Annotated in this window: 16 protein-coding genes and 1 riboswitch; of the genes, 12 read left to right on the forward strand and 4 right to left on the reverse strand. The window is 73.4% G+C overall.

Annotated elements, in window-relative coordinates:
- Positions 1–230: 230 nt before the first annotated feature.
- A complete protein-coding gene (locus tag ACIRPP_RS08195) occupies positions 231–728 on the reverse strand; it encodes a GNAT family N-acetyltransferase (RefSeq protein ID WP_403638999.1) in 498 nt (165 codons plus the stop codon).
- Positions 729–749: 21 nt separating this feature from the next.
- A complete protein-coding gene (locus tag ACIRPP_RS08200) occupies positions 750–2,282 on the reverse strand; it encodes an MFS transporter (protein WP_403639001.1) in 1,533 nt (510 codons plus the stop codon).
- Between the two features lie 469 nt (positions 2,283–2,751).
- Here ACIRPP_RS08200 and ACIRPP_RS08205 point away from each other — a divergent pair, with 469 nt between their 5' ends.
- The 3 genes from ACIRPP_RS08205 (at position 2,752) to mfd (ending at position 10,455) form a co-directional block, all read left to right on the forward strand.
- Positions 2,752–3,540: an ABC transporter ATP-binding protein gene (locus ACIRPP_RS08205; RefSeq protein WP_403639003.1), complete on the forward strand. Its 789-nt coding sequence runs from the start codon at positions 2,752–2,754 to the stop codon at positions 3,538–3,540.
- Positions 3,537–6,116: an ABC transporter permease gene (locus tag ACIRPP_RS08210; protein ID WP_403639005.1), complete on the forward strand. Its 2,580-nt coding sequence runs from the start codon at positions 3,537–3,539 to the stop codon at positions 6,114–6,116. The genes ACIRPP_RS08205 and ACIRPP_RS08210 overlap by 4 nt, the downstream gene beginning before the upstream one ends.
- Positions 6,117–6,921: 805 nt before the next feature.
- Entirely contained in the window at positions 6,922–10,455 is a 3,534-nt protein-coding gene (gene mfd, locus ACIRPP_RS08215; RefSeq protein WP_403639007.1) for a transcription-repair coupling factor, read from the forward strand.
- Positions 10,456–10,631: 176 nt separating this feature from the next.
- Here the strand turns inward: mfd and ACIRPP_RS08220 are convergent, their stop codons facing one another.
- Entirely contained in the window at positions 10,632–10,817 is a 186-nt protein-coding gene (locus tag ACIRPP_RS08220; protein ID WP_403639008.1) for an antitoxin, read from the reverse strand.
- Between the two features lie 222 nt (positions 10,818–11,039).
- Here ACIRPP_RS08220 and ACIRPP_RS08225 point away from each other — a divergent pair, with 222 nt between their 5' ends.
- On the forward strand, positions 11,040–11,759 hold the full coding sequence (locus tag ACIRPP_RS08225) for an HNH endonuclease family protein (protein ID WP_403639010.1): 720 nt from the start codon (positions 11,040–11,042) through the stop codon (positions 11,757–11,759).
- Between the two features lie 21 nt (positions 11,760–11,780).
- On the opposite strand, the gene ACIRPP_RS08230 is transcribed toward ACIRPP_RS08225, so the two are convergent.
- Positions 11,781–12,566, reverse strand: a complete 786-nt coding sequence (locus ACIRPP_RS08230; RefSeq protein ID WP_403639012.1) for a hypothetical protein — start codon at positions 12,564–12,566, stop codon at positions 11,781–11,783.
- 559 nt (positions 12,567–13,125) lie between these two features.
- On the opposite strand from ACIRPP_RS08230, the gene ACIRPP_RS08235 reads away from it, so the two are divergent.
- The 8 genes from ACIRPP_RS08235 (at position 13,126) to ACIRPP_RS08270 (ending at position 23,795) form a co-directional block, all read left to right on the forward strand.
- Entirely contained in the window at positions 13,126–15,252 is a 2,127-nt protein-coding gene (locus tag ACIRPP_RS08235; RefSeq protein WP_403639014.1) for an N-6 DNA methylase, read from the forward strand.
- Between the two features lie 530 nt (positions 15,253–15,782).
- A complete protein-coding gene (locus ACIRPP_RS08240) occupies positions 15,783–16,424 on the forward strand; it encodes a hypothetical protein (protein WP_403639016.1) in 642 nt (213 codons plus the stop codon).
- Between the two features lie 38 nt (positions 16,425–16,462).
- Positions 16,463–17,956: a protein kinase gene (locus ACIRPP_RS08245; RefSeq protein ID WP_403639181.1), complete on the forward strand. Its 1,494-nt coding sequence runs from the start codon at positions 16,463–16,465 to the stop codon at positions 17,954–17,956.
- 158 nt (positions 17,957–18,114) lie between these two features.
- Positions 18,115–18,762: a SurA N-terminal domain-containing protein gene (locus ACIRPP_RS08250; protein ID WP_403639018.1), complete on the forward strand. Its 648-nt coding sequence runs from the start codon at positions 18,115–18,117 to the stop codon at positions 18,760–18,762.
- A gap of 170 nt (positions 18,763–18,932) precedes the next feature.
- Positions 18,933–19,940, forward strand: a complete 1,008-nt coding sequence (locus ACIRPP_RS08255) for a nucleoside triphosphate pyrophosphohydrolase (RefSeq protein ID WP_403639020.1) — start codon at positions 18,933–18,935, stop codon at positions 19,938–19,940.
- Positions 19,941–20,202: 262 nt separating this feature from the next.
- Positions 20,203–21,447: a cytochrome P450 gene (locus ACIRPP_RS08260; RefSeq protein WP_403639022.1), complete on the forward strand. Its 1,245-nt coding sequence runs from the start codon at positions 20,203–20,205 to the stop codon at positions 21,445–21,447.
- Positions 21,448–21,647: 200 nt separating this feature from the next.
- The gene (locus tag ACIRPP_RS08265) at positions 21,648–22,637 is read left to right on the forward strand and encodes a transglycosylase family protein (RefSeq protein WP_403639024.1); all 990 of its coding nucleotides are present in this window, start codon (positions 21,648–21,650) and stop codon (positions 22,635–22,637) included.
- A 277-nt stretch (positions 22,638–22,914) separates the two neighbouring features.
- A riboswitch (cyclic di-AMP (ydaO/yuaA leader) is annotated at positions 22,915–23,083 on the forward strand.
- A 4-nt stretch (positions 23,084–23,087) separates the two neighbouring features.
- A complete protein-coding gene (locus ACIRPP_RS08270; RefSeq protein ID WP_403639026.1) occupies positions 23,088–23,795 on the forward strand; it encodes a transglycosylase family protein in 708 nt (235 codons plus the stop codon).
- Positions 23,796–24,009 lie beyond the last annotated feature (214 nt).

Here is a 24,009-nt window from a genome sequence, read left to right on the forward strand (position 1 = left end):
ACCGGGGTGGGTGAACCGTGCGCCGGGCCGGGGCGGGTGAACCGTGCGCCGGGCCGGGGTGGGTGAACCGTGGGCCGGACCGGGGTGGGTGAACCGTGCGCCGGGCCGGGGTGCGTGGGGCGACCCGGTGGGGGCGCGCACCGTGTGCCGGGCCCGCCCCCGCCCCGCCGCTCCGGCGCTGAGGGGCCTCAGACGCTCGGGTCCCGGCGGACCGGGCGCACGCCGGGGCGTCAGGTGGGCAGGTCTCGGCGGATGTAGCGCACGCCGGGGCGGCCGGTCAGGACGGTGTCCCCGGCGCGGGTGAAGCCGTTGCGGGTCAGGACGCGCATGGACGCCGGGTTGTCGAGGGTGGTGGCCGCGGTCAGCGTGGTCAGGCCGTAGGACCGGGCGGCGAGCCGGCAGATCTCGGCCACCGCGGCCGTCGCCACGCCCCGGCCGGTGGCGTCCCCGCCCACGCGGTACCCGAGTTCGGCGGAGCCGTCCGCCACGTCGACGAGGTTGACGCGGGCCACGAGCGTGCCGTTCTCCAGCACGACGTGGAAGTGGCAGACGCCCGCGTCCTGGTCGGCCAGCAGGGCCGCGTGCCGGGCGGCGAAACCGGCGGGCGTGAAGTACGCGTCCCCGCGGTCGGGCACCGTGCGGGCGAAGTGGGCGCGGTGGGCGCGCTCGAAGGCCAGCACGGCGGGCGCGTGATCCGCGCGGAGGCGTTCCAGCGTCAGGGTGGCCATGCCGGGCAGCCTACGCAGCGGTCAGTCCTTCAGCACGGGGAATTTCCGCGGGGCGAGGAACAGCAGCACCAGGAACGCCAGGGCCGCCGCGCAGGCCGCGCCCAGGTAGACCGCCTGCACGGCGTCGGCGACGGCCCGGCGGGTCGCCTCCGGGACGGCGCCGCCGCCGAGGGGGCCGGTCACCGCGTCCAGGTCGCCCGAGCCGCCGAGGCGGGCGGCCAGGACGCCGTTGGCCACGGCGCCGAACAGGGCCGCGCCGACGGTCTGGCCGGTCTGGCGGCAGAAGAGCACCGACGCCGTCGCGGTGCCGCGCTCCTCCCACGTCACCGACGACTGGACGCCCACCACCAGCGGCAGTTGGAACAGTCCGAGGGCCGCGCCGAGCAGCATCATCAGCAGCATCGGCTGCCAGGCCCGGCCCGGGTAGGGCAGGAGGGGGAACGCGGCGAGCACGAGGGCGGCCGCCCCGATGCCGGCCAGGGCGGTGTTGCGGAAGCCGATGCGCCGGTAGACGTGCTGGCTGAGGGCCGCCGACACGGGCCAGGTCAGGGTCCACACGGACAGCACGAACCCGGCGGCCACGGGGGCCAGTCCGAGGACGGTCTGAGCGTAGGTGGGCAGGAAGACGGCCGGGGCGATCATCAGCAGGCCGAGGGCGCCGAGGGCGAGGTTGACGGCGGCGATCGTGCGGCGCCGCCACACCCAGCCGGGGATGATGGGCTCGGCCGCCCGGCGTTCCACCACGACCACGGCCACCACCAGCGCGAGCCCGGTGCCGAACAGGGCGAGCGAGGGCGTCGACAGCCAGTCCCAGGCCACCCCGCCCTGCACCAGGGCCGTCAGGAGCGCCCCGCCGCAGGCGAACACGGTGAACGCGCCCGCCCAGTCGACGCGCGGCGGGGACGTGGACGCGGGCCGCACCTCGTGCAGGTGACGGACGATCAGCCACAGGGCGAGCGCGCCGACGGGCAGGTTGACGAGGAAGATCCAGCGCCAGTCGGCGTAGGTGGCGAGGAGCCCGCCCAGGCCGGGCCCGGCGACGGACGAGACCGCCCACACGGTGGACAGCCGGGCCTGGATCCTGGGGCGCTGCTCCAGCGGGTAGAGGTCGGCGGCGAGGGTCTGCACGGTGGCCTGGAGGGCCCCGCCGCCCAGGCCCTGCACGATGCGGAAGGCGACCAGGGCGCCCATGTTCCAGGCCAGGGCGCACAGCAGGGAGCCGGTCAGGAACACGACCGCGCCCGCGACGAGGACGGGTTTGCGGCCGAAGGTGTCGGACAGCTTGCCGTAGACGGGGAGGGTGACCGTGACGGCGAGCAGGTAGCCGGAGAACAGCCAGGAGAAGTAGGAGAAGCCGCCGAGGTCCCCGACGATCTGCGGGACTGCTGTGGAGACGATGGTGGAGTCGAGCGCAGACAGGGCCATGGCCAGCATCAGGGCGGCCACGACGGCCCCGCGCCGGTCGGTGGCGGCCGTGGGCGAGCCGGCGCGGGCCGGCGCACCGGTGCCGCGCACGGCGGGGTCGCCTCCCGGCGGTCCGTGACTGTCGCCCATGTCCCCGTGGTGTCCTTCCCGGCCCCGCCCGATGTCGGTCGCCCGATGTCGGTGCCCCTTGCATCTACCTGTTGCGGGACAGCTTCGCATTGACCCTGCCGCAGCGGGAGGGTGCAGTCTGGACCCGCCCGGCGGAGGACGCGACCCCGAGACGGTCTCCCCCTGTGGGGGGAGGGCCCTTAGGGGTAGCTCCGTAGGACGGCTCGGGGAGGGTTCGTTCCGTCGGAGGACGAGACGGGCCGGGTGGCGTCCTTAACCTGGCTTTACGCCGCTGGGGGGCGGCTGGGCCCAGCAGCGGGGGTGGGGTTTTCCTCAGCAGAAGACTGCGCTGAACACCAGGGCGCCCGACCCCTGACCGCCGCCAGACTGAAGCACGTCGCACCACGAGAACGAGGAACGGCCGTCCCGGGCACCACGGCGGCCGACGGCACCACCGCACACATCTGCTGACCGACATAGGAGACTTACCGTGACATCGGCTGTGACCATTCCCAGGCACGGGGGTACTGGAGGGCGTACGGCCGTTGCCGCGCGGGCGCGGCAGGTCGTGAAGGCGTACGGGTCCGGGGAGACCCGGGTCGTCGCCCTCGACCACGTCGACGTGGACATCGACCGCGGGCGGTTCACCGCGATCATGGGCCCCTCGGGGTCCGGCAAGTCCACGCTGATGCACTGCCTCGCCGGGCTCGACACCGTCACCAGCGGTCAGATCTATCTGGACGAGACCGAGATCACCGGCCTGAAGGACAAGAAGCTGACGCGGCTGCGCCGCGACCGTATCGGCTTCATCTTCCAGGCGTTCAACCTGCTTCCGACGCTGAACGCGCTGGAGAACATCACGCTGCCCATGGACATCGCCGGCCGCAAGCCCGACAAGGCGTGGCTGGACCGGGTGGTGGAGACCGTCGGGCTCGCGGAGCGGCTCAGGCACCGGCCGACGCAGCTGTCCGGCGGGCAGCAGCAGCGCGTCGCGGTGGCGCGGGCGCTGGCGGCCCGGCCGGAGATCATCTTCGGTGACGAGCCGACCGGGAACCTCGACTCCCGGGCGGGCGCCGAGGTCCTCGGCTTCCTGCGCCGCTCGGTGGACGAGCTGGGCCAGACCATCGTGATGGTCACCCACGACCCGGTCGCCGCCTCCTACGCGGACCGTGTGCTGTACCTGGCGGACGGCCGCATCGTCGACGAGATGCACCAGCCGACCGCCGAGCAGGTCCTGGACCGCATGAAGGACTTCGACGCCCGGGGGCGCACGTCATGACCGTCCTGAAGACCTCGATGCGCAACTTCTTCGCGCACAAGGGGCGGATGGCCCTCTCGGCGGTGGCGGTGCTGCTGTCGGTGGCGTTCGTGTGCGGGACGCTGGTGTTCACGGACACCATGTCCACCACCTTCGACAAGCTGTTCGCGGCCACCTCGTCGGACGTCACGGTGAGCGGGAAGGACGCCTCGAACACCGGCGAGACCACCTCCCGCAACGGCAAGCCGCCGGTGATCCCGGCCTCCGTCCTCGACCAGGTGCGCAAGGCGGACGGCGTGCGGGTGGCGGAGGGCACCGTGTTCTCCACCTCGGTGACCGTCGTCGACTCCGACCGCGACGACCTGTCCCCGACCAGCGGCGGACCCACCATCGTCGGCTCCTGGAACTCCAACGACGCCCGCACCATGGAGATCACCTCCGGCAAGGCGCCCAAGGGCCCGGACCAGATCATGGTGGACTCCGACACCGCCGACAAGCACGGCCTGGAGCTGGGTGACGAGCTCGGCGTGATGAGCGCCGTCGGCACCCACCGCGCCAAGATCTCCGGCATCACCGACTTCACCGTCACCAACCCCGGCGCCGCGATCTTCTTCCTCGACACGAAGACCGCCCAGCAGGCCCTGGTCGGCAAGGGCGGCGTCTACACCAACGTCCAGGTCACCGCCGCCGACGGCGTCAGCCACGAGCAGCTCAAGAAGAACGTGCGGGCCGAACTCGGCACCGGCTACAAGGTGCAGACCGCCGCCGAGACCGCCGAGGAGAACCAGAAGGACGTCGAGGGCTTCATGAGCGTCATGAAGTACGCCATGCTCGGCTTCGCCGGCATCGCCTTCCTCGTCGGCATCTTCCTGATCATCAACACCTTCTCCATGCTGGTCGCCCAGCGCACCCGGGAGATCGGCCTGATGCGGGCCATCGGATCCTCCCGCAAGCAGGTCAACCGCTCGGTCCTCGCGGAGGCACTCCTCCTCGGCCTGGTCGGCTCGCTGCTGGGCGTGGGCGCGGGCATCGGGCTGGCGGTCGGTCTGATGAAGCTCATGGGTAGCATGGGCATGGAACTGTCCACCAAGGACCTCACCGTCGCCTGGACCACCCCCGCGATCGGCCTGTTCCTCGGCATCGTCGTCACCGTCCTCGCCGCCTACCTGCCCGCCCGCCGGGCCGGCCGGATCTCCCCGATGGCCGCCCTGCGCGACGCGGGCGCCCCCGCCGACGCCCGGGCCGGCTGGGTGCGCGGCATCACCGGCACGGTCCTGACCGGCGGCGGCGCGCTCTTCCTCTACCTGGCGGGCTCCGCCGACAAGGCCACCGAGGGCTCGCTGTGGCTGGGACTCGGCGTGGTGCTGTCGCTGGTCGGCTTCATCGCCGTCGGCCCGCTCCTCGCCGGGGGCGTGGTCCGGGTGCTCGGCGCGGTCCTGCTGCGGGTCTTCGGCCCCGTCGGCCGCATGGCGGAGCGCAACGCGCTGCGCAACCCGCGCCGCACCGGCGCGACCGGCGCCGCCCTGATGATCGGCCTCGCCCTGGTCGCCTGCCTGTCCGTGGTCGGCTCCTCCATGGTCGCCTCGGCCACCGAGGAACTCGACAAGACGGTCGGCACCGACTTCATCATCGGCAACGACAACGGCGCGCTCCTCACCCCGCAGGTCGTCGAGGCCGTCAAGGGGACCCCGGGCCTGGACCACGTCACCGAGTACCGGTGGACCGGCGCGGACTTCACCACGCCGGACGGGAAGACCACCAAGGACTCCTCGATCACGGGCGCCGACCCGACGTACGCGAGCGACCTGCGGGTCGAGACCGTCGCCGGCAGGCTGTCGGACGCCTACCTGCCCGGCGCGATGTCCGTCCACGAGGACTTCGCGAAGGACCACGGCATCACGATCGGCTCGAAGGTGAAGGTCGCGTTCGAGGACGGTACCGCGGGTGACCTGACGGTCCGCGCGATCACCAGCAGCGAGGGCGTCGTCGACGCCGGGGCGATGTACACGTCGATCGAGACGATGTCCCGGTACATCCCGGCCGACCGGATGCCGCTGAACCAGATGATGTTCGCCGCGGCGAAGGACGGCCAGAAGGACGCCGCGTACACCGCGCTCAAGGAGTCCCTCGACCCGTTCCCGCAGTACAAGGTGCGCGACCAGACCGACTACAAGGAGGCTCTGAAGGACCAGATCGGCCAGCTGCTGAACATGATCTACGGTCTGCTGGCGCTGGCGATCGTCGTCGCGGTCCTCGGTGTGGTGAACACCCTGGCCCTGTCGGTCGTGGAGCGGACCCGGGAGATCGGCCTGATGCGGGCCATCGGCCTCTCCCGCCGCCAGCTGCGCCGCATGATCCGCATGGAGTCGGTCGTCATCGCTCTCTTCGGTGCCCTGCTGGGCCTCGGGCTGGGCCTGGGCTGGGGTGCGACCGCCCAGCAGCTCCTCGCCCTGGAGGGCCTGAAGGTCCTCGACATCCCGTGGCCGACGATCATCGGCGTGTTCATCAGCTCGGCCTTCGTCGGCCTGTTCGCCGCCCTCGTCCCGGCCTTCCGGGCGGGCCGGATGAACGTCCTGAACGCCATCGCCACCGAGTAGCCGCCGCGCGGGCCGCCTGACCGGCCCCGCACGGCCACCGCCCGCACGACCACCGCACACGGGGGTTGCGGGGGAACATCCGGCGCCGGGAGTCCCACGGGACCCCGGCGCCGGACGCGTGCGACGGGGGAACGGCCGGGCGCCCGGCCCGCGGCCCTGGCGTCGCGGCCCACGGCCCTGGCGTCCCGGCCCACGGCCCGGGCGTCGCGGCCCGCGTGGTCTGGCCCATGGCCCGAGGGGCTCGGCCCGTCGCACGTGACCCATGGCCTACGCCCGCGATCGGCGCGGCCAGCGCCCCACGCCCACGGCCAGCGCCCCACGGCCCATGGCCCGCGCGGCAGGGCTCAGGGCCCGTGCCACATGGCCTGCGCCCCCTCGATCCCCGCGATCCGCGCGGCTCGCGCCCCACCGCCCGCCCCCGATCCGCGTGGGACGTGCTCCTGGCGCGGCCCTGCGATGCCCCCCGGCGCACGCCGGAGTCCGTCGGTGCCACGCCCCTCGGAGGGAACCGGACTGCCTCGCCGTGACCGCCCCCGCCGCCATCGGGACCGGTCGCGGTGACCGCCCTCGCTGCCACCGGGACCGGTCAATGGTGACCGTCCCCGCAGCCCCCCGGGTACCGGTCCCGGCGCTCCACCCGTGGCCGAAGGCCCAGGTCACGCGGCATCGGAGCCCGCCTCCCGGGTACCCGGGCCGTCCACAGGGCGCCGCACCCGTGGGTGTGGCGTCGTACGCTGGACACCCCCGGCCCGCAGCGCGCGTCGGGCCCGTCGTGTTGCACACCCCCGCACGGAAAGCGCCCCGAATGAGCCTGCACGGTCTGCTCGACGCCGTCGTCAAGGACACCGCCCTGGCGGAGGCGATCTCGGCCGCCTCCGACGGCGACCGCATGCACGTCGACCTGGTCGGCCCGGCCGCCGCCCGCCCCTTCGCGGTCGCCGCCCTGGCCCGGGAGGCCGGCCGCCCCGTCCTGGCGGTGACGGCGACCGGACGGGAGGCCGAGGACCTGGCCGCCGCCCTACGGTCCCTGCTGCCGCCCGAGGGGATCGTGGAGTACCCCTCCTGGGAGACGCTGCCGCACGAGCGGCTCAGCCCCCGCAGCGACACCGTCGGCCGCCGCCTGGCCGTGCTGCGCCGCCTCGCCCACCCCCGCGCCGACGACCCGGAGACCGGCCCCGTCTCGGTCGTCGTGGCACCGGTGCGCTCGGTGCTGCAGCCCCAGGTCAAAGGGCTCGGCGACCTGGAACCGGTGGCCCTGAGGGCCGGACAGAGCGCCGACCTGGGCGAGATCGTCGAGGCTCTTGCCGCCGCCGCGTACGCGCGCGTGGAACTGGTCGAGAAGCGAGGCGAGTTCGCCGTGCGCGGCGGCATCCTGGACGTCTTCCCGCCCACCGAGGAACATCCCCTGCGGGTCGAGTTCTGGGGCGACGACGTCGAGGAGATCCGCTACTTCAAGGTCGCCGACCAGCGGTCCCTGGAGATCGCCGAGCACGGCCTGTGGGCCCCGCCCTGCCGGGAACTCCTCCTCACCGACGACGTGCGGGAACGCGCCCGGGTCCTCGCCGAGGAGCATCCCGAGCTGGGCGATCTGCTCGGCCGGATCGCCGAGGGCATCGCCGTGGAGGGCATGGAGTCCCTGGCGCCCGTCCTCGTCGACGACATGGAGCTCCTGCTCGACGTGCTGCCCAAGGGCGCCATGGCCGTCGTCTGCGACCCGGAACGGGTGCGCACCCGCGCATCGGACCTGGTGGCCACCTCGCAGGAGTTCCTGCAGGCGTCCTGGGCGGCCACCGCCGGCGGGGGAGAGGCCCCGATCGACGTGGGCGCCGCCTCCCTGTGGCCCCTCGCCGACGTCCGGGAGCGGGCCCGCGAGCTGGGCATGATGTGGTGGTCGGTGTCGCCGTTCGCCGCCGACGAGGAACTCGACGAGTCGACCCTCAAGCTGGGCATGCACGCCCCCGAGACCTATCGCGGCGACACCGCGCGGGCCCTCGCCGACACCAAGGGCTGGCTCGCCGACGGCTGGCGCACGGTCTACGTCACCGAGGGCCACGGCCCGGCGTCCCGCACGGTGGAGGTGCTGGGCGGGGAGGGCATCGCGGCCCGCCTGGAGGGGGACCTCGGCGAGATCGCCCCGTCCGTCGTGCACGTCTCCTGCGGCTGCATCGACCACGGCTTCGTCGACCCGGCGCTCAAGCTGGCGGTGCTCACCGAGACCGACCTGACCGGGCAGAAGGCGTCCGGCCGGGAGGGCGCGCGGATGCCGGCCCGGCGCCGCAAGACCATCGACCCGCTCACCCTGGAGGCGGGCGACTACATCGTCCACGAGCAGCACGGCGTGGGCCGGTACATCGAGATGGTGCAGCGCACCGTGCAGGGCGCCACCCGCGAGTACCTGGTCGTCGAGTACGCGCCGGCCAAGCGGGGCCAGCCCGGCGACCGCCTCTACATCCCCACCGACCAGCTGGAACAGATCACCAAGTACGTCGGCGGCGAGGCCCCCACCCTGCACCGGCTCGGCGGCGCCGACTGGACCAAGACCAAGGCGCGCGCCAAGAAGGCCGTCAAGGAGATCGCCGCCGACCTGATCAAGCTGTACAGCGCGCGGATGGCCGCCCCCGGGCACCCCTTCGGCGCCGACACCCCCTGGCAGCGGGAGCTGGAGGACGCCTTCCCCTACGCGGAGACGCCCGACCAGCTGACCACCATCGCCGAGGTCAAGGAGGACATGGAGAAGACGGTCCCCATGGACCGCCTGATCTGCGGCGACGTCGGCTACGGCAAGACCGAGATCGCCGTGCGGGCCGCCTTCAAGGCCGTCCAGGACGGCAAGCAGGTCGCCGTCCTGGTCCCCACCACGCTGCTGGTGCAGCAGCACTTCGGCACCTTCAGCGAGCGGTACGCGCAGTTCCCCGTCGTCGTGAAGGCCCTGTCCCGCTTCCAGAGCGACTCGGAGGCCAAGGCCGTCCTGGAGGGGCTGCGGGACGGCTCGGTGGACGTCGTCATCGGCACCCACCGCCTGTTCTCCTCGGAGACGAAGTTCAAGGACCTGGGCCTGGTCATCGTCGACGAGGAGCAGCGCTTCGGCGTCGAGCACAAGGAGCAGCTGAAGAAGCTGCGCGCCAACGTCGACGTGCTGACGATGTCCGCCACCCCCATCCCCCGCACCCTGGAGATGGCGGTGACCGGCATCCGCGAGATGTCGACGATCACCACCCCGCCGGAGGAGCGCCACCCGGTGCTCACCTTCGTCGGCCCGTACGAGCAGAAGCAGATCGGCGCGGCCATCCGGCGCGAACTGCTGCGCGAGGGCCAGGTCTTCTACATCCACAACCGGGTCGAGTCCATCGACCGGGCGGCGGCCCGGCTGCGCGAGATCGTGCCGGAGGCGCGCATCGCCACCGCCCACGGCCAGATGTCGGAGGCGGCGCTGGAGCAGGTCGTCGTCGACTTCTGGGAGAAGAAGTACGACGTGCTGGTGTCGACGACGATCGTCGAGTCCGGCATCGACATCTCCAACGCCAACACCCTGATCGTCGAGCGCGGCGACAACTTCGGCCTCAGCCAGCTGCACCAGCTGCGCGGCCGGGTGGGCCGGGGCCGGGAGCGCGGGTACGCGTACTTCCTGTACCCGCCGGAGAAGCCGCTGACGGAGACCGCGCACGAGCGCCTCGCGACCATCGCCCAGCACACCGAGATGGGCGCGGGCATGTACGTGGCGATGAAGGACCTGGAGATCCGCGGGGCCGGAAACCTGCTCGGCGGCGAGCAGTCCGGCCACATCGCCGGCGTCGGCTTCGACCTGTACGTGCGGATGGTGGGCGAGGCGGTCGCGGACTACCGGCGGCAGCTGGAGACCGGTGAGATCGAGGAGGAGCCGCCGCTCGAGGTGAAGATCGAGCTGCCCGTCGACGCGCACGTCCCGCACGACTACGCGCCCGGCGAGCGGCTGCGCCTGCAGGCCTACCGGGCGATCGCCTCCGCCAACTCCGAGGAGGACGTCAAGGCGGTCCGCGAGGAACTCGCCGACCGCTACGGCGCGTTGCCGGAGCCGGTGGAGAATCTGCTGCTGGTGGCGGGTCTGCGGATGCTCGCCCGCGCCTGCGGGGTCGGGGAGATCGTCCTGCAGGGCAACAACATCCGTTTCGCGCCGGTGGAGTTGAGGGAGTCGCAGGAGCTGCGGGTCAAGCGCCTGTACCCGGGCACGGTCATCAAGCCGGCCGCGCACCAGGTGCTGGTGCCCCGCCCGAAGACGGCGAAGGTCGGCGGGAAGCCGTTGGTCGGCCGGGAGCTGCTGGGCTGGGTCGGCGAGTTCCTGACGTCGGTGCTGGGGTCCTGACGGCGCCGGACGGATCCGGGCCGGGGCCTTGACGGTCTCCCGGCCCGGTCAGGTCCCGTCCGGGAGGCCCGGGCCGCCGGACATGAGGGAAGCCGCCGCACGGCCGCGGGCCGTGCGGCGGCTTCCGTTTCACAGCTGACACCTGGGGGGTCCCGGTCCGATGGCTGCGGGGAGACCTACGGCTCGTCGGTACGGTCGCCTTCCATGCCCAGGCGGCGCTCGGCCTGTCGCTGAGCGGTGTCGACGTGCTTCTCGTGCTTGCCGCCGGTCCTCTCGTTGATCTTCTGTTCCGCGGCGTCGGAGGCCTGCTTGGCCTTGTCCTGAGCCGTCTTGTTGCTCTTGAACTTGTCGAAGATGCCCATCCAGGAGCTCCTTCCGAGGTGACTCACCTTTGACCATACGCGTGGCTTGCCCGGAATGCGCACTTTCGCCCAGATGTGGTCTGGACCTCTCCCTCGCTACGGTGGGGGCGGCACCACCGGCCAGCGCGGGCCGGGCACAACAGCACCAGGGGAGGGGCCACCGTGACGTGGTACGCGAGGCGGCGGGGCAGAGGGGGAGCAGTCCGGCGGACCGGGGCGGCCGTGGCCGCGGCCGTCGTCCTTCTGACGGGCTGTGAAGCGCTGGAGGACGTCGACGCCCCGGCACCGGGAGCCGGGGCGGCCGGGGACGGACGGGCCGTCTCCCCGCTGGACAACCCCGACGGCACCGGGCCCGGCCTCGCCCCCGTGAGCGGCGCCGACCGGGAGAAGGCCGCCGCCCTCGTCGAGAAGGTGGCGACCAAGGGCCGCGGCCCGAAGACCGGTTACGCCCGCGACGAGTTCGGCTACGCCTGGATGGACACCGCCGACGGTGTGCCGCTGGCCCGGAACGGGTGCGACACCCGCAACGACCTGCTGAAGCTGCACGGACGCAACGTCGAGTTCCGCAGCGGTTCCGACTGCGTGGTCGTGGCGATGGACCTGTACGACCCGTACACCGGCAAGGACATCGCCTGGAAGAAGGCGAAGGCCGCCGAGGTCCAGATAGACCACGTCGTGCCGCTCTCCTACAGCTGGCAGATGGGCGCCTCACGCTGGCCGGAGAGCAAGCGCAGGCAGCTCGCCAACGACCCCCTCAACCTCCTCCCCGTCGAGGGCCGGGCCAACTCCGCCAAGTCGGACTCCGGCCCGGCGGCCTGGCTGCCGCCGAGCAAGGCGATCCGGTGCGCGTACGCGGTCCGCTTCGCCCAGGTCGCCGTCAAGTACGAGATGCCGGTGACGACGGCCGACAAGGAGATGATGCTGCGCCAGTGCGGCGGCTGACGGGGGGCCGGCCGGGGCCGGTCAGCCCAGCGCGTCCAGGTCGATGACCGGGCCGGACGGCTTGCGGGCGGGGACCGGCTCGTCGAAGGCGCTGAAGGTGACGGACCCCGGCTCCTCGGGGGACGCGTTGTCCAGCCGCAGCAGGTAGGGCTCGCCCTCGGTGGCGACGTAGAAGGTGTAGTCGTCCTTGCCGTCCCGCTCCCTGAGCGTGAGGGCCCGCTTGCCACCGATCGTCGTGGTCTTGCCGCGGGTGGCGTCGGAGGAACCGTCCTCGGCGCCGCCGAGCATCACATCGAGGTCGCAGAAGGCGGCGACGTCGTCGGCGTCGGCGCCCTGGACGGACATCTTCGTCCACTTCCCGGCCAGCATCGCCACGGTGGCGTCCACCTGGCCCTTCGGCTCGCCCTCGCTCTGGGCCCGCAGGAACGCCTCGTCGTACTTCATGTAGATGCTGTCGCCGGTCTTGATCAGCTCGGCGGTGCCCTGGTCGTCCAAGGACAGCGTGCCGGCGCAGTCGCCCTTCTTGTTCAGGGACATGTCGATGTGCAGGGTGCCGCCGCTTTCCTCGTCCGGCATGTCGCCCTGCATACGCAGCGACTCGGCGCCGGTCGTGGCCTTCAGGGCGCGCTCGGTGATCTCGCCGCCGCTGAGCCCGGGGAAGGGCTCCTTCTCCCGGTCCGCCCCCTTGGCCGCCCCCTGTGAGCGCGAGCCGGACGGTGAACCGTCCTTCTGCTGGGTGCCACACCCGGTGAGACCGGCGGTGGCCACGGCGGCGAGGCAGACGGCGGCGATTGCGGTGCGACGCATGGGGATCCCCTGATTCGAAGCGATGAGGACGACGTGACGGACGGCGCGGCGGCGCGGCGCCGCGACGACGGGCACCTGGCGGACACCTGGGGAGGTGTGACGACGCGGCGGTGTGCCGACGCGACACGGGCTGCATGACGACGACGTGCATGACGACGTGACGACGGGACGTGACAACGAGACGTGACGACGACGTTGCAACGACGGGAGGCGATCCGGCCGTTGTGTTCGTCGGGTCAATGACAGCAGAGCTTGTGAACCGAGTCAACATGGTTCACTGAAGGTGGGTAGTGCACGGCTGTGAAGGCGGGTGAAGTTCGTTCGTCGGTATGCTCTGCGCCACACCGCGACGAGGGGAGCCGGGCACGTGCCGGACACGCAGGGCAGCAGGAGGGTGAGCGGGCCGGACGGGCGGCACGGCGGGAGGCCGGACGACGACGGGCCGGCCGAGCGCCCGCCCCTGGGCCCCGGCGCGTCCGGGACCGGGGCCGCGTCCGGGGCCGGGGAACGGTCCGGGCAGGACGGCCGCGGACAGGGCGGTCCCGATCGGGACGGTCCCATGCAGGACGGGCCCGGCCGGGTGACCGCGGCCGGGATCGCCCGGCTCGCCGGCGTCGGCCGGGCCGCCGTCAGCAACTGGCGCCGCCGCCACCCCGACTTCCCCCGGCCCGTGGGCGGCACCGGGACCAGCCCGGCCTTCGCCCTCGCCGAGGTGGAGGAGTGGCTCCGCCGGCACGGCAAACTCGCCGAGGTCCCCCTGCGCGAACGCGTCTGGCAGCACCTCGCCGGTCACCCGGCGGACCCGGTCACCGCACTGCTCCACGCCGGCTGGGCGCTGCTGCTGATCCACGACCGCCCCACCCTGTGGCTGGACGTGAGCGACGGCCCCGACGAGCGCCTGGCCGCGCTGCTGCCCGAGAAGCTGAAGGAGGCGGTCGCCACCCGCCCGGGCCCCGCCCCCGCTCCCGGCGCCACACCCGGCCCCGCGCCTGCCCTCACGCCTCCCACCGCCCCCCGGCTTCTGCCCTCCGTCCCCCTCCTCCGGGGCGCCGCCGAACTGGCCGCCGAGATCGGGGCCCGGCAGACCTTCGAGTTCCTCCTCGGTCGCCACCTCGACGCCAACCCGCGCCAGTACACGCTCACGCCCGGCGGCCTGGCCGACCTCATGGCCGGCCTCGCCGCCTCCGCCGGCCCCCCGCGCACCGTCCTGGACCCCGCGTGCGGCACCGGCGCCCTGCTGCGCGCCGTCACGCACCGCCCCGGCCAGGAGCTGTACGCCCAGGACACCTCGGCCGAACTCACCGCCCTCACCGCGCTGCGGCTGGCCCTGCACACCCGCGGCGCCGTTCACGTCCGCACGGGCGACACCCTGCGCGCCGACGCCCACCCGGCCGTCCGCGTCGACGCGGTCCTGTGCCACCCCCCGTTCAACGAACGCGACTGGGGGCACGACGAACTCGCCTACGACCCCCGCTGGGAGTACGGCCTGCCCGCCCGCACCGAGTCCGAACTGGCCTGGGTGCAGCACGCGCTCGCCCGGCTCACGGACGGCGGCACCGCCGTCCTGCTGATGCCGCCCGCCGCCGCGTCCCGCCGCTCCGGCCGCCGGATCCGCTCCGACCTGCTGCGCCGGGGCGCCCTGCGGGCGGTGATCGCCCTGCCGGCCGGGGCCGCACCGCCGTACAGCATCCCGCTCCACGTGTGGGTGCTGCGCCGTCCCGGACCGGTGCCCGCGGTGCCGGAGGTGCTGCTCGCCGACACCGCATCCTTCGCCGGTGAGGGCCGCGGCGGACCGGACTGGCCGGGCGTGCGGGAGACGGTGCTGGACGCCTGGCGGGACTTCGACCGGGCCGGCCACCTCGCCCCCCGGCCCGGCCTCGCGCGGTCGGTGCCCGTCCTCGAACTGCTCGACGACGACGTCGACCTCGCTCCGGCCCGCCACCTGCCGCCCGCGACCCCCGCGGACGACGCCGGACGCCTCGACGCCGTACGGGACCGCCTCACCGAGACGCTGCGGCTGGCCGTCGGCCTCACCCCGCCGCCCGCCGCACCCGCGCCGCCCGAGACCGGGACTCCGCAGACGGACCCTCCGCCCGCCGGGACGGCTGCCCGGCCCGCGCCCCTCGCGCGCCGCCCCTCCACCACCGTCGGCGAACTCGCGCGCGCCGGCGCACTGCTGATGAGCACGGGCGGCAACGGCGGGCCCGCGCGCGTGCCCGTGCTCACCGACCACGACGTCCTCGCCGGAACCGGACCCTCCGGGACGCTGCCGGAGAGCGACGACGAACCGGTGCTCACCGAACCCGGTGACATCGTCGTGCCCGTGCTCGGCGGCGGCGCCGTCACCCGGGTCGTCGACGCGGCGGCCGCCGGCGCCGTCCTGGGCCGCAACCTGGTCCTCCTGCGTCCCGACCCGGCCTCGCTGGACGCGTGGTTCGTCGCCGGGTTCCTGCGCGGCACCGCCAACCACCGCCGGGCCAGCAGCTATGCCTCCACCGCCACCCGCCTCGACGTGCGCCGCCTGCGCCTGCCCCGGCTCCCGCTCGACGAACAGCGGCGCTACGGCGCCAGGTTCCGCGCCCTCGACGAGTTCGAGCGGACCCTGCGGCACGCCGGCCGGCTCGGCGACCAACTGGTCCGCGGCCTCTACGACGGCCTGACGGACGGCACCGTCACCCCCGACTGAGCACCGCCGGACGCGGCGCACGACACGGCGCCCGAGGCGCTGAACTGAACGGCCCCCGCGCGTGCCCCGGTCGGCACGTACACACCGGACACCGGAGTGGGCACGAGGGCGGGCGCGGCGACGGGCGCCGGAGTGGCACGGGGGGCGGGCGCGGCGACGGGCGCCGGAGTGGGCACGGGGGCGGGTCCGGCGACGGGCGCCGGAGCGGACACGGAAGCGGACGCGGCGGGAGGGACACCGAAACCGACCCGGAAGCGGGCGGGCTGCCGGCCCGGAACGGGCGCCGGACGGCCACCCCGCCGCCCGTTCGGGCATCGGCCCGTCCCCCGGCCGCCCCGGACCGCGCCCCGCACCCGGGCCCGAGAACCACCCCCGACCGCCGCAGGGGAAGATGACGGAAGTGATCGGGTCGACAACGGTTCGGTACAACGCGGGACCGGTTGTCCCCATCGGCCTATACGCTCGTGGCTCGACCGAGCTTCGACACTCGCACTACCGTCCTCGTCGGCCACACCGGTTCAGGAGCAGTCATGTACGGCCACGGCGCGCCGCAGCCCCCTCGCAGCGCGGCAACGGTGATCACCCTGCGCGTACTGATCACCGCCGCCGGATTTCTCTCGTGCGGCCTGCTGACCTGCGTCCCCCTGTTCCGGGTGGCGCTGCTGCGGGGCCGGACCCTCGACTGGGTCGCCTCCTGGGCCAGCATCCCGCTGTCCATCACCTTCCTCATGGTGATCGGCTCGCTGCCGGAGTCGGACCCCCGGACCGACCTCGCCCTGGCCCTGCTGCTCCTCATGGGCGCCGGCGCCGGCGCCTACTTCCTCACCGTCGACATCCGCCTCCACAGCCGGCAGCGTCCCTACCCCGGCCCCCTGGGACACGGCACGGCCCCCTACGGCTACCCCCAGCCGACGCCGCCGCCGTCCCCGTACGCGACCACGGCCGCCGGACATCCCCCCATGCCGCAGCACCCCACGCCCCCGGTGCCCCCGCAGCAGACCCCGCACCCCGGGCCGGCCACGCCCGTCCCGCCGCCCACGGGAGCGCCCCCGGCACCCCAGCGCATCGACCAGGTACGGGCGGAACTCGACGAGCTCAGCGACTACCTGCGCAGACACGACGGCCATGACGGCCACCACGGCCCCGGCGGCCACCACGACAGCGGAAGGTGAGCGTGACGGCGGGACGAGTCGTCGCCGGCCGCTACGAACTGTCCACACTCATCGGACAGGGCGGCATGGGACAGGTCTGGACGGCCTACGACAAACGGCTGGACCGGCGGGTGGCGGTGAAACTGCTGCGCCCCGACAAGGTGGCCGGCCAGGAGGCCGATGAGCTGCGCCGCCGCTTCGTGCGCGAATGCCGGGTGACCGCCCAGGTCGACCACCCCGGCCTGGTCACCGTCCACGACGCGGGCAGCGAGGGCGAGGAACTCTTCCTCGTCATGCAGTACATCGACGGCGCCGACCTCGGCGACCACCTCGCCGAACACGACCCGTACCCCTGGCAGTGGACGGTCGCGGTGGCCGCGCAACTGTGCGCCGTGCTCAGCGCCGTGCACGCCGTGCCGATCGTCCACCGCGACCTCAAGCCGCGCAACGTCATGGTCAAACAGGACGGCACGATCACCGTGCTCGACCTCGGCGTCGCCTCCGTCATGGACAGCGACACCACCCGCCTCACCCACACCGGCTCACCCATCGGCTCGCCCGCCTACATGGCCCCCGAACAGGCCATGGGCGGCGCCGTCGGCCCCTACACCGACCTCTACGCCCTCGGCGTCCTCATGCACGAACTGCTCAGCGGCGACGTGCCGTTCGCCGGCTCCACCGCCCTCGGCGTCCTGCACCGCCACCTCTACGAACCGCCGGTACCCGTCCGCCGGCTCCGCCCCGAGGTCCCCGAAGCCCTGGAATCGCTGGTGCTGCGCCTGTTGTCCAAGGACCCGCAGCACCGCCCCGCCTCCGCCCAGGAGGTCTACGAACACCTGGCCCTGCTGCTGCCCTCCCGCGGCACGCCCACCGGATCACCCCTCGACCCCACCCGCCCCTTCCTGCGCCCGCACGCGCCCTGGCCCGACCGCGCCCGCATCCCCGCACCCCAGCCCGCCCCCGCCACACCCCCCACGCCCGCCGCGGAGAAGGCGGACGTCGCCGTCGCCGTCGACGAGGTCAAACGCCTCCTCGGCGAGGGCCGCATCACCCAGGCCGTCGACATCCTCGGTGGCATCCTGCCCGTCGCCGCCGAACAGCACGGCGAGCACTCTCCGGTCGTGCGCACCCTGCGCAAGCAGTACGCGGCCACCCTCCTCGACGACGGCCAGTACCGGCGCGCCCTGCCCGAACTGCGCCGCCTCGCCGAGGAACGCGCCGCCGAGGCCGGCCAGGCCGACCCGCAGTCCCTGCGCTACCGCTACGAGGCCGCCCAGTGCCTCGAACAGCTCGGCGAACCCGCCGCCGCCCTCGCCGAGTACCGGTCGCTGCTCGCCTACTTCGAGAACCAGTACGTCTCCGGCGACCCGCAGCTCGCCCACGACGTCCGCCGCCGCATCGGACACCTCCTGCTCGCCCTCGGCGACCGCGCCGCCGCCCACAGCACACTGATGCGGCTGCTGCACGACGTGGAACGCGTACAGGGCCCGGCACACCCGCTGGCCGCCGAGGTCCGCCGCACACTGCAATGGCTGGGACAAGTGCGCGGATAGCGGACGCGGGCGCGGCGGGCCCCGCCGGCGGGCGCGCGGCGGTGCCGGAAGTCCCGGTGAATCGTTGGTCGAATGGGTTGGCCAGAGCTTGGCCGATGCCTACCATCGATCATCGCAAGACTTTGTGCACCGCCGCACAAGCTCCTCAGGAGGTTTCCTTGCACCGCCGTCGTCGCACCGCGCTCCTCCTCACCGCCGCGCTCGCCGTGGCGGCACCCCTGCTCACCGCCTGCGGAAACGAGGCGCATCCAGGAGCGGCGGCCGTCGTCGGCGGCCAGCGGATCACCATCGCGCAGCTGGACAACCGGGTCGACGAGGTCCGCGAGGCCCAGCGCGCCGCCGTCCCGGACGACGCCCAGTACGAACAGGCCATCGCCCGCACCGGCAGCCTCACCCGCGACACCCTCCACAGCATGGTCCTCGACCAGGTACTGGAACGCGCCGCCCAGGACGCCGGGGTGACCGTCACCGACCGCGAGGTCCAACAGCTGCGCACCGAACTCCAGGACCAGGCCGGCGGCGCCGACGCACTGGAAGCGGCCTGGCTGCAGCAGTACGGCATCCCCCCGCAGCGCCTCGACGACAACCTCCGCCTCCAGGTCACGGCCCAGAAGCTGGCCGAACAGCTGGGCACCGACACCAGCAGGCCCGAGTTCTGGCAGGCCCTCTCCGCGGCCGGCAAGAAACTCGACATCGACCTCAATCCGCGCTACGGCACCTGGGACCCCGAGAAGAGCAGCCGCGTCGACGCCACCACCCCTTGGGTGCGGGACGTCACCAACGCCGGAGCCCCCCAGACCGCCTGACCGCCCCCGCCCGCCCCGCCGGACACGACGGCAAAACGGCCGGCGGAACGGCCGGCGGAACGACCGGCGGTACGGCCGGTGGAACGACCGGCGGTACGACCGTACGACCGCGCCGACTGCCCTGTGGACAACCTCCGGGGGCCGTCGGCGCCGTGCGTTAGTTTCGAACCGTGAACGCAACCAGTGCCACGCCGGCCAGCCCCGACACCGCCGACCCCGGCCGCATCGTCCTGCTCACCACCACCCACCGCGTCGCCCCCGGCCTGCTGTCCTGGCCCGCCTGGCAGGCCCTCCACGGCGCCGACCGGGTCCTGTGCGCGGACGGCGCCCACCCACAGCTGCCCTACCTGCGGGAGGCCGGCATATCCGTCGAACGGACCGCCCCGGCCGCCGAGGACCTCGTCGACGCCTGCGCGGGCGGCCGCACGGTGGTGGTCGTCGCGACCGGCGAGGGCGAGCCCGCACTGACCGACGGCCTGGCCCGCCTGGCCGGCAGCGGCCGGGTCAGCATGCCCGCACTGGAACTGCTCCCCGGCTCCTACGACCTGCCGGGCGCCCGCATCCTCGACCTCGTCCAGGTCATGGACCGGATCCGCGCCGAGTGCCCGTGGTCGTCCCTCCAGACCCACCAGGGCCTCGCCAAGTACGGCATCGAGGAGGCGTACGAACTCGTCGAGGCCATCGAGGAGGGCGACCGCGACGAACTGCGCGAGGAACTGGGCGACGTCCTCCTCCAGGTCGTCTTCCACGCCCGCATCGCCGAGGAACACCCCGACGAGCCCTTCTCCCTCGACGACGTCGCCGGCGGCATCGTCGCCAAGCTGATCCACCGGCACCCGCACGTCTTCGGCGACGCCTCCGCGACCACCCCCGAGGAGGTCAAGGAGCACTGGCTGCGTACCAAGGCCGAGGAGAAGCGGCGCACCTCGATAACCGAGGGCATCCCCCTCGGCCAGCCCGGTCTGGCCCTCGCCGCGAAGCTGGCCTCCCGGGTGCGCACCGCGGGTCTCGACGTGCCGCTGCCCCGGGGCGAGGGCATCGGGTACGAGCTGCTCGCCCTCGCGGCCCGCGCCGAGGCCGAGGGCACCGACCCGGAGGCAGCCCTGCGCGCGGCGGCCCGCGCCTACCGGGACGCGGTCCGGGCGGCGGAGGGGGCGGAGGCGGCCGAGGGATCGTGAGGCTCGGCAGGGTCGGGAGGCTCGTAGGGGCCGGGGGCTCGGAGGGGTCGCGGGCTGGGCGGGCCAGTAGGGATCGGGGGAGGGCTGCGCGGAGTAGGGGGGTGGGGCAGGGGGACGGGGAGGGTGGGGGGGAGGGGAGGGGGACCCCCGGCCCCCGCCCGGATACCGTCGAGTCGTGACCGACCAGCTCCCTCCCGACCCCCCCGAACCCTCCGGGTGCCCCGCCGCGGCTCCCGGATCTTCCGTGCCCCCCGTGCCCCCCATGCCCGAGCTCTTCACCTGGGAGTTCGCCGCCGACCCCTACCCGGCCTACGCCTGGCTGCGGGAGCACGCGCCCGTGCACCGGACGCGTCTGCCGAGCGGGGTGGAGGCGTGGCTGGTCACCCGTTACGCCGACGCCCGCCGGACCCTCGCGGACCACCGCCTCTCCAAGAATCCGGCGCACCACGACGAACCCGCGCACGCCAAGGGCAAGACCGGCATCCCCGGGGAGCGCAAGGCGGAGCTGATGACGCATCTGCTCAACATCGACCCGCCGGACCACACCCGGCTGCGTCGTCTGGTGAGCAAGGCGTTCACGCCGCGCCGGGTCGCCGAGTTCGCGCCCCGGGTGCAGGAACTGACCGACGGGCTCATCGACCGGTTCGCGGCGCGGGGTTCGGCCGATCTGATCCACGAGTTCGCGTTCCCGCTCCCCATCTATGCCATCTGCGACCTGCTCGGTGTGCCCCGCGAGGACCAGGACGACTTCCGGGACTGGGCGGGCATGATGATCCGTCATCAGGGCGGCCCGCGGGGCGGGGTGGCCCGGTCGGTGAAGAAGATGCGTAGCTATCTCGCCGATCTCATCCACCGCAAGCGCGCGGCCCTGCCCGCCGAGCCCGCGCCCGGCGAGGACCTCATCTCGGGTCTCATCCGGGCCTCGGACCACGGTGAGCACCTCACCGAGAACGAGGCCGCGGCGATGGCGTTCATCCTGCTGTTCGCCGGTTTCGAGACGACGGTCAACCTGATCGGCAACGGCACCCTGGCGCTGCTCACCCACCCGGGGCAGCGTGCCCGTTTGCAGGAGTCGCTGGCTGCCGGGGAGCGGGGGCTGCTGGAGACGGGCGTGGAGGAACTGCTGCGCTACGACGGCCCGGTGGAGCTGGCGACGTGGCGGTTCGCCACCGAGCCGGTGACCATCGGCGGGCAGCGGATCGCGGCGGGGGATCCGGTGCTGGTGGTCCTCGCCGCCGCCGACCGGGACCCGGAGCGGTTCGACGGGCCGGAGGTACTCGACCTCGGCCGGCGTGACAACCCCCACTTGGGGTACGGCCACGGCATCCACTACTGCCTGGGCGCTCCGCTGGCCCGTCTGGAGGGGCAGACCGCGCTCGCCACGCTGCTGACGCGGCTGCCTGATCTCCGCTTGGCGGTGGATCCTGGCGAACTGCGGTGGCGGGGCGGGCTCATCATGCGCGGGCTGCGCACCCTGCCGGTGGAATTCAGTCCTCCGCAAAGCTGAGCGAACCGGACGGGTCGCCCTGCCCCCGATCCGACCAGCGGAAACGTGACACAGTCTCACACTCTGTGATCTTCACGTGATCTGCGCGGCATTAACTTGTGACAAGAGATCCTTCCCGATACGTTCACCCATCAACAGCGTGGCGGACGTGCGTTCGTGTCCGCCGCGCCGGCAACTGCTGTCGTGTGAAAGGTCTCCGCATGCTCTCCGGGAACGGTCGGCACCGTCGCCCCCGCCAGGCACCGGCTTTCGTCGTCGCGGCCGGAGTCACCGGCTCCGCCATCGCTCTCCCGCTGCTGGCGGCCGGCAGTGCCAGCGCGGCCGACGGCAAGACGTGGGACCGGATCGCGGAATGCGAGACCGGCGGCAGCTGGAGCGAGAACAGCGGCAACGGCTACTACGGCGGCCTCCAGATGAGCCAGGAGAAGTGGGAGCAGTACGGCGGGCTCGAGTACGCGGCGAGCGCCGACCTGGCCAGCCGCCGCCAGCAGATCGAGATAGCCGACAAGGCGCTCGCCGCCGAGGGTGTCGGCGACTGGGCGACCTGCGGGCTCATCGCGGGGCTCCAGCCGGACAAGAAGGACGGTGCCGCCGGGCAGGACGAGTCCGGCACGGGCGGCGAGGGCCTCCTGGGCTCGCTGGGCCTGGGCAACTCCTCTGCCGCGCCCGGCACGTCCGAGTCCGGTACCCCGTCCGGCGCCCCGTCCGCCTCGGCCTCCGCCACGCCTTCGCCGTCGCAGAGCACCCCGGGCACGGCGGGCACGGCGGGCGAGACGGCGGACCCGGGGTCGTCCGGCGCGTCGGCCGAGGAGTCGACCGCTTCGCCGTCCGCTCCCGCCTCGCCGTCCGCCGCCTCCCCATCCGCGAACGGTACGGAAACGGCCAACCCGGACAAGAGTGACGTTCCGTCGGCGTCCACCGGCGCGCCGTCCGAGGGCACCGGACGCCACCGCGGCGCCCCCGCCCCGGAGGAGGCCGCAGCGGGCGCCGCGGACACCCTTCCGGCCGCCGGTGCCGCGCGCGGCGTGCTGGACGCGGCGGCGGGCGTGAGCGGCGTGGGGGGCCTGTGGTCCCTCGCCTGGTCCCTCGCTGAGCCGTCCGCGCCCTCCGTCCCGGCCGAACCCTCCGGCGCGCCCGACGCCTCCCCGTCCGCGACGGGGGAGAGTTCGCTGTCGGGGTGGAACCAGTAGGTCCAATAGTCCACTTGCTCGGCAACGCCCCCGGTCGGACGCTATGACCGGGGGCGTTCCGGGCGAAAGGGGCGGGCGAAAAGCCCTCCGGATGAGGCCAGTTGACGTCATGATTCGCACTGAATGTCCGGTTTAAAGTTTGTGAGACATAGGTCTCAGAAGCCGTGATCGTCTTTGAAATTCCGCCGGACGCGTGTCTACGGTCAGGACCGCTCGCCATCGCGGGCCCCGGCTGCCGCCACGCCGAATCCTGCCAGTGGCAGCACGGGAACAGTCGTCGCGTCATGCGCCGTAGGCAGGAGCGGGGGACCCAAGGTAGGTGCCGGATCCGGTGGTTGACACCGCATGCGGCTTGGGGTGAAGCCGCGTCCCGTGAGGGACGTGGCCGGGCAACTCAACCGGCCCGAACCCGACAGCTCACCTCGTAGGCGTCGGTGAGGGGATCCAACCATGCTGTTTTCCGGCAAGGGCAAGCACCGTCGTCCGTCCAAGGCCACTCGCGCCATCGCCATCGCCGGTGTGACCGGCGCCGCCGTCGCCGCCCCGCTGATGGCGGCCGGCAACGCCTCCGCCGCCACCGCCGCCGAGTGGGACGCCGTCGCCCAGTGCGAGTCCGGCGGCAACTGGTCCATCAACACCGGCAACGGCTACTACGGCGGTCTGCAGTTCTCGGCCTCCACCTGGGCCGGCTACGGCGGCACCAAGTACGCCTCCACCGCCGACCAGGCCACCAAGGCCCAGCAGATCGAGATCGCCGAGAAGGTCCTCGCGGGCCAGGGCAAGGGTGCCTGGCCGGTGTGCGGCAAGGGTCTGTCCGGCGCCGCGTACACCGGTGGCGGCTCCACCCAGAACCAGGGCGGCGGCTCGCAGCAGAGCGCGCCGAAGCAGGACACCGGCTCCACCGCCGAGCGCTCCGCCGAGCAGAAGGCGTCCCGCTCCGCCGAGCGTCCGGCCCAGAAGAAGACCGTCACCACCCCGACCGGCAAGAAGGTCAAGAAGGGCGACGGCGAGTACAAGGTCGTCAAGGGCGACACCCTCAGCTCGATCGCCGAGGAGAACGACGTCAAGGGCGGCTGGGCCAAGCTGTTCGAGCTGAACGACGACATCGTCCAGGACGCCGACCTGATCTACCCGGGTCAGCAGCTGCACCTGAAGTAAGGAAGCGGCCGCAGGGCGGGGGGGGCGGGCGGCCCCCGCCGGGGGGGGGGGCCCCCCCCCCCCGGCCCCCCCCCGCCCCCCGCCCCCCCGGGGGGCCCGCCGCCGGGGGGGGGGGGGGGGGGGCGCCCCCCCCCCCCCCCCCCACGGCCGACGACGCCAAGAGGGCCAGGAGCGCCAAGGGCCGCACCGACGCCCAGGACGCCACCGCTTCCGG

The sequence above is a fragment of the Streptomyces sp. NPDC101219 genome (assembly GCF_044767675.1).
GTDB lineage: Bacteria > Actinomycetota > Actinomycetes > Streptomycetales > Streptomycetaceae > Streptomyces.

Coding starts and splice junctions, on each gene's coding strand:
- ACIRPP_RS08210 (WP_403639005.1), top strand. CDS start 3,537: ATGACCGTCCTGAAGACCTCGATGCGCAACTTCTTCGCGCACAAGGGG.
- ACIRPP_RS08235 (WP_403639014.1), top strand. CDS start 13,126: ATGCAGGACGGGCCCGGCCGGGTGACCGCGGCCGGGATCGCCCGGCTC.
- ACIRPP_RS08260 (WP_403639022.1), top strand. CDS start 20,203: ATGCCCGAGCTCTTCACCTGGGAGTTCGCCGCCGACCCCTACCCGGCC.
- mfd (WP_403639007.1), top strand. CDS start 6,922: ATGAGCCTGCACGGTCTGCTCGACGCCGTCGTCAAGGACACCGCCCTG.
- ACIRPP_RS08220 (WP_403639008.1), bottom strand. CDS start 10,817: ATGGGCATCTTCGACAAGTTCAAGAGCAACAAGACGGCTCAGGACAAG.
- ACIRPP_RS08265 (WP_403639024.1), top strand. CDS start 21,648: ATGCTCTCCGGGAACGGTCGGCACCGTCGCCCCCGCCAGGCACCGGCT.
- ACIRPP_RS08230 (WP_403639012.1), bottom strand. CDS start 12,566: ATGCGTCGCACCGCAATCGCCGCCGTCTGCCTCGCCGCCGTGGCCACC.
- ACIRPP_RS08200 (WP_403639001.1), bottom strand. CDS start 2,282: ATGGGCGACAGTCACGGACCGCCGGGAGGCGACCCCGCCGTGCGCGGC.
- ACIRPP_RS08195 (WP_403638999.1), bottom strand. CDS start 728: ATGGCCACCCTGACGCTGGAACGCCTCCGCGCGGATCACGCGCCCGCC.
- ACIRPP_RS08240 (WP_403639016.1), top strand. CDS start 15,783: ATGTACGGCCACGGCGCGCCGCAGCCCCCTCGCAGCGCGGCAACGGTG.
- ACIRPP_RS08270 (WP_403639026.1), top strand. CDS start 23,088: ATGCTGTTTTCCGGCAAGGGCAAGCACCGTCGTCCGTCCAAGGCCACT.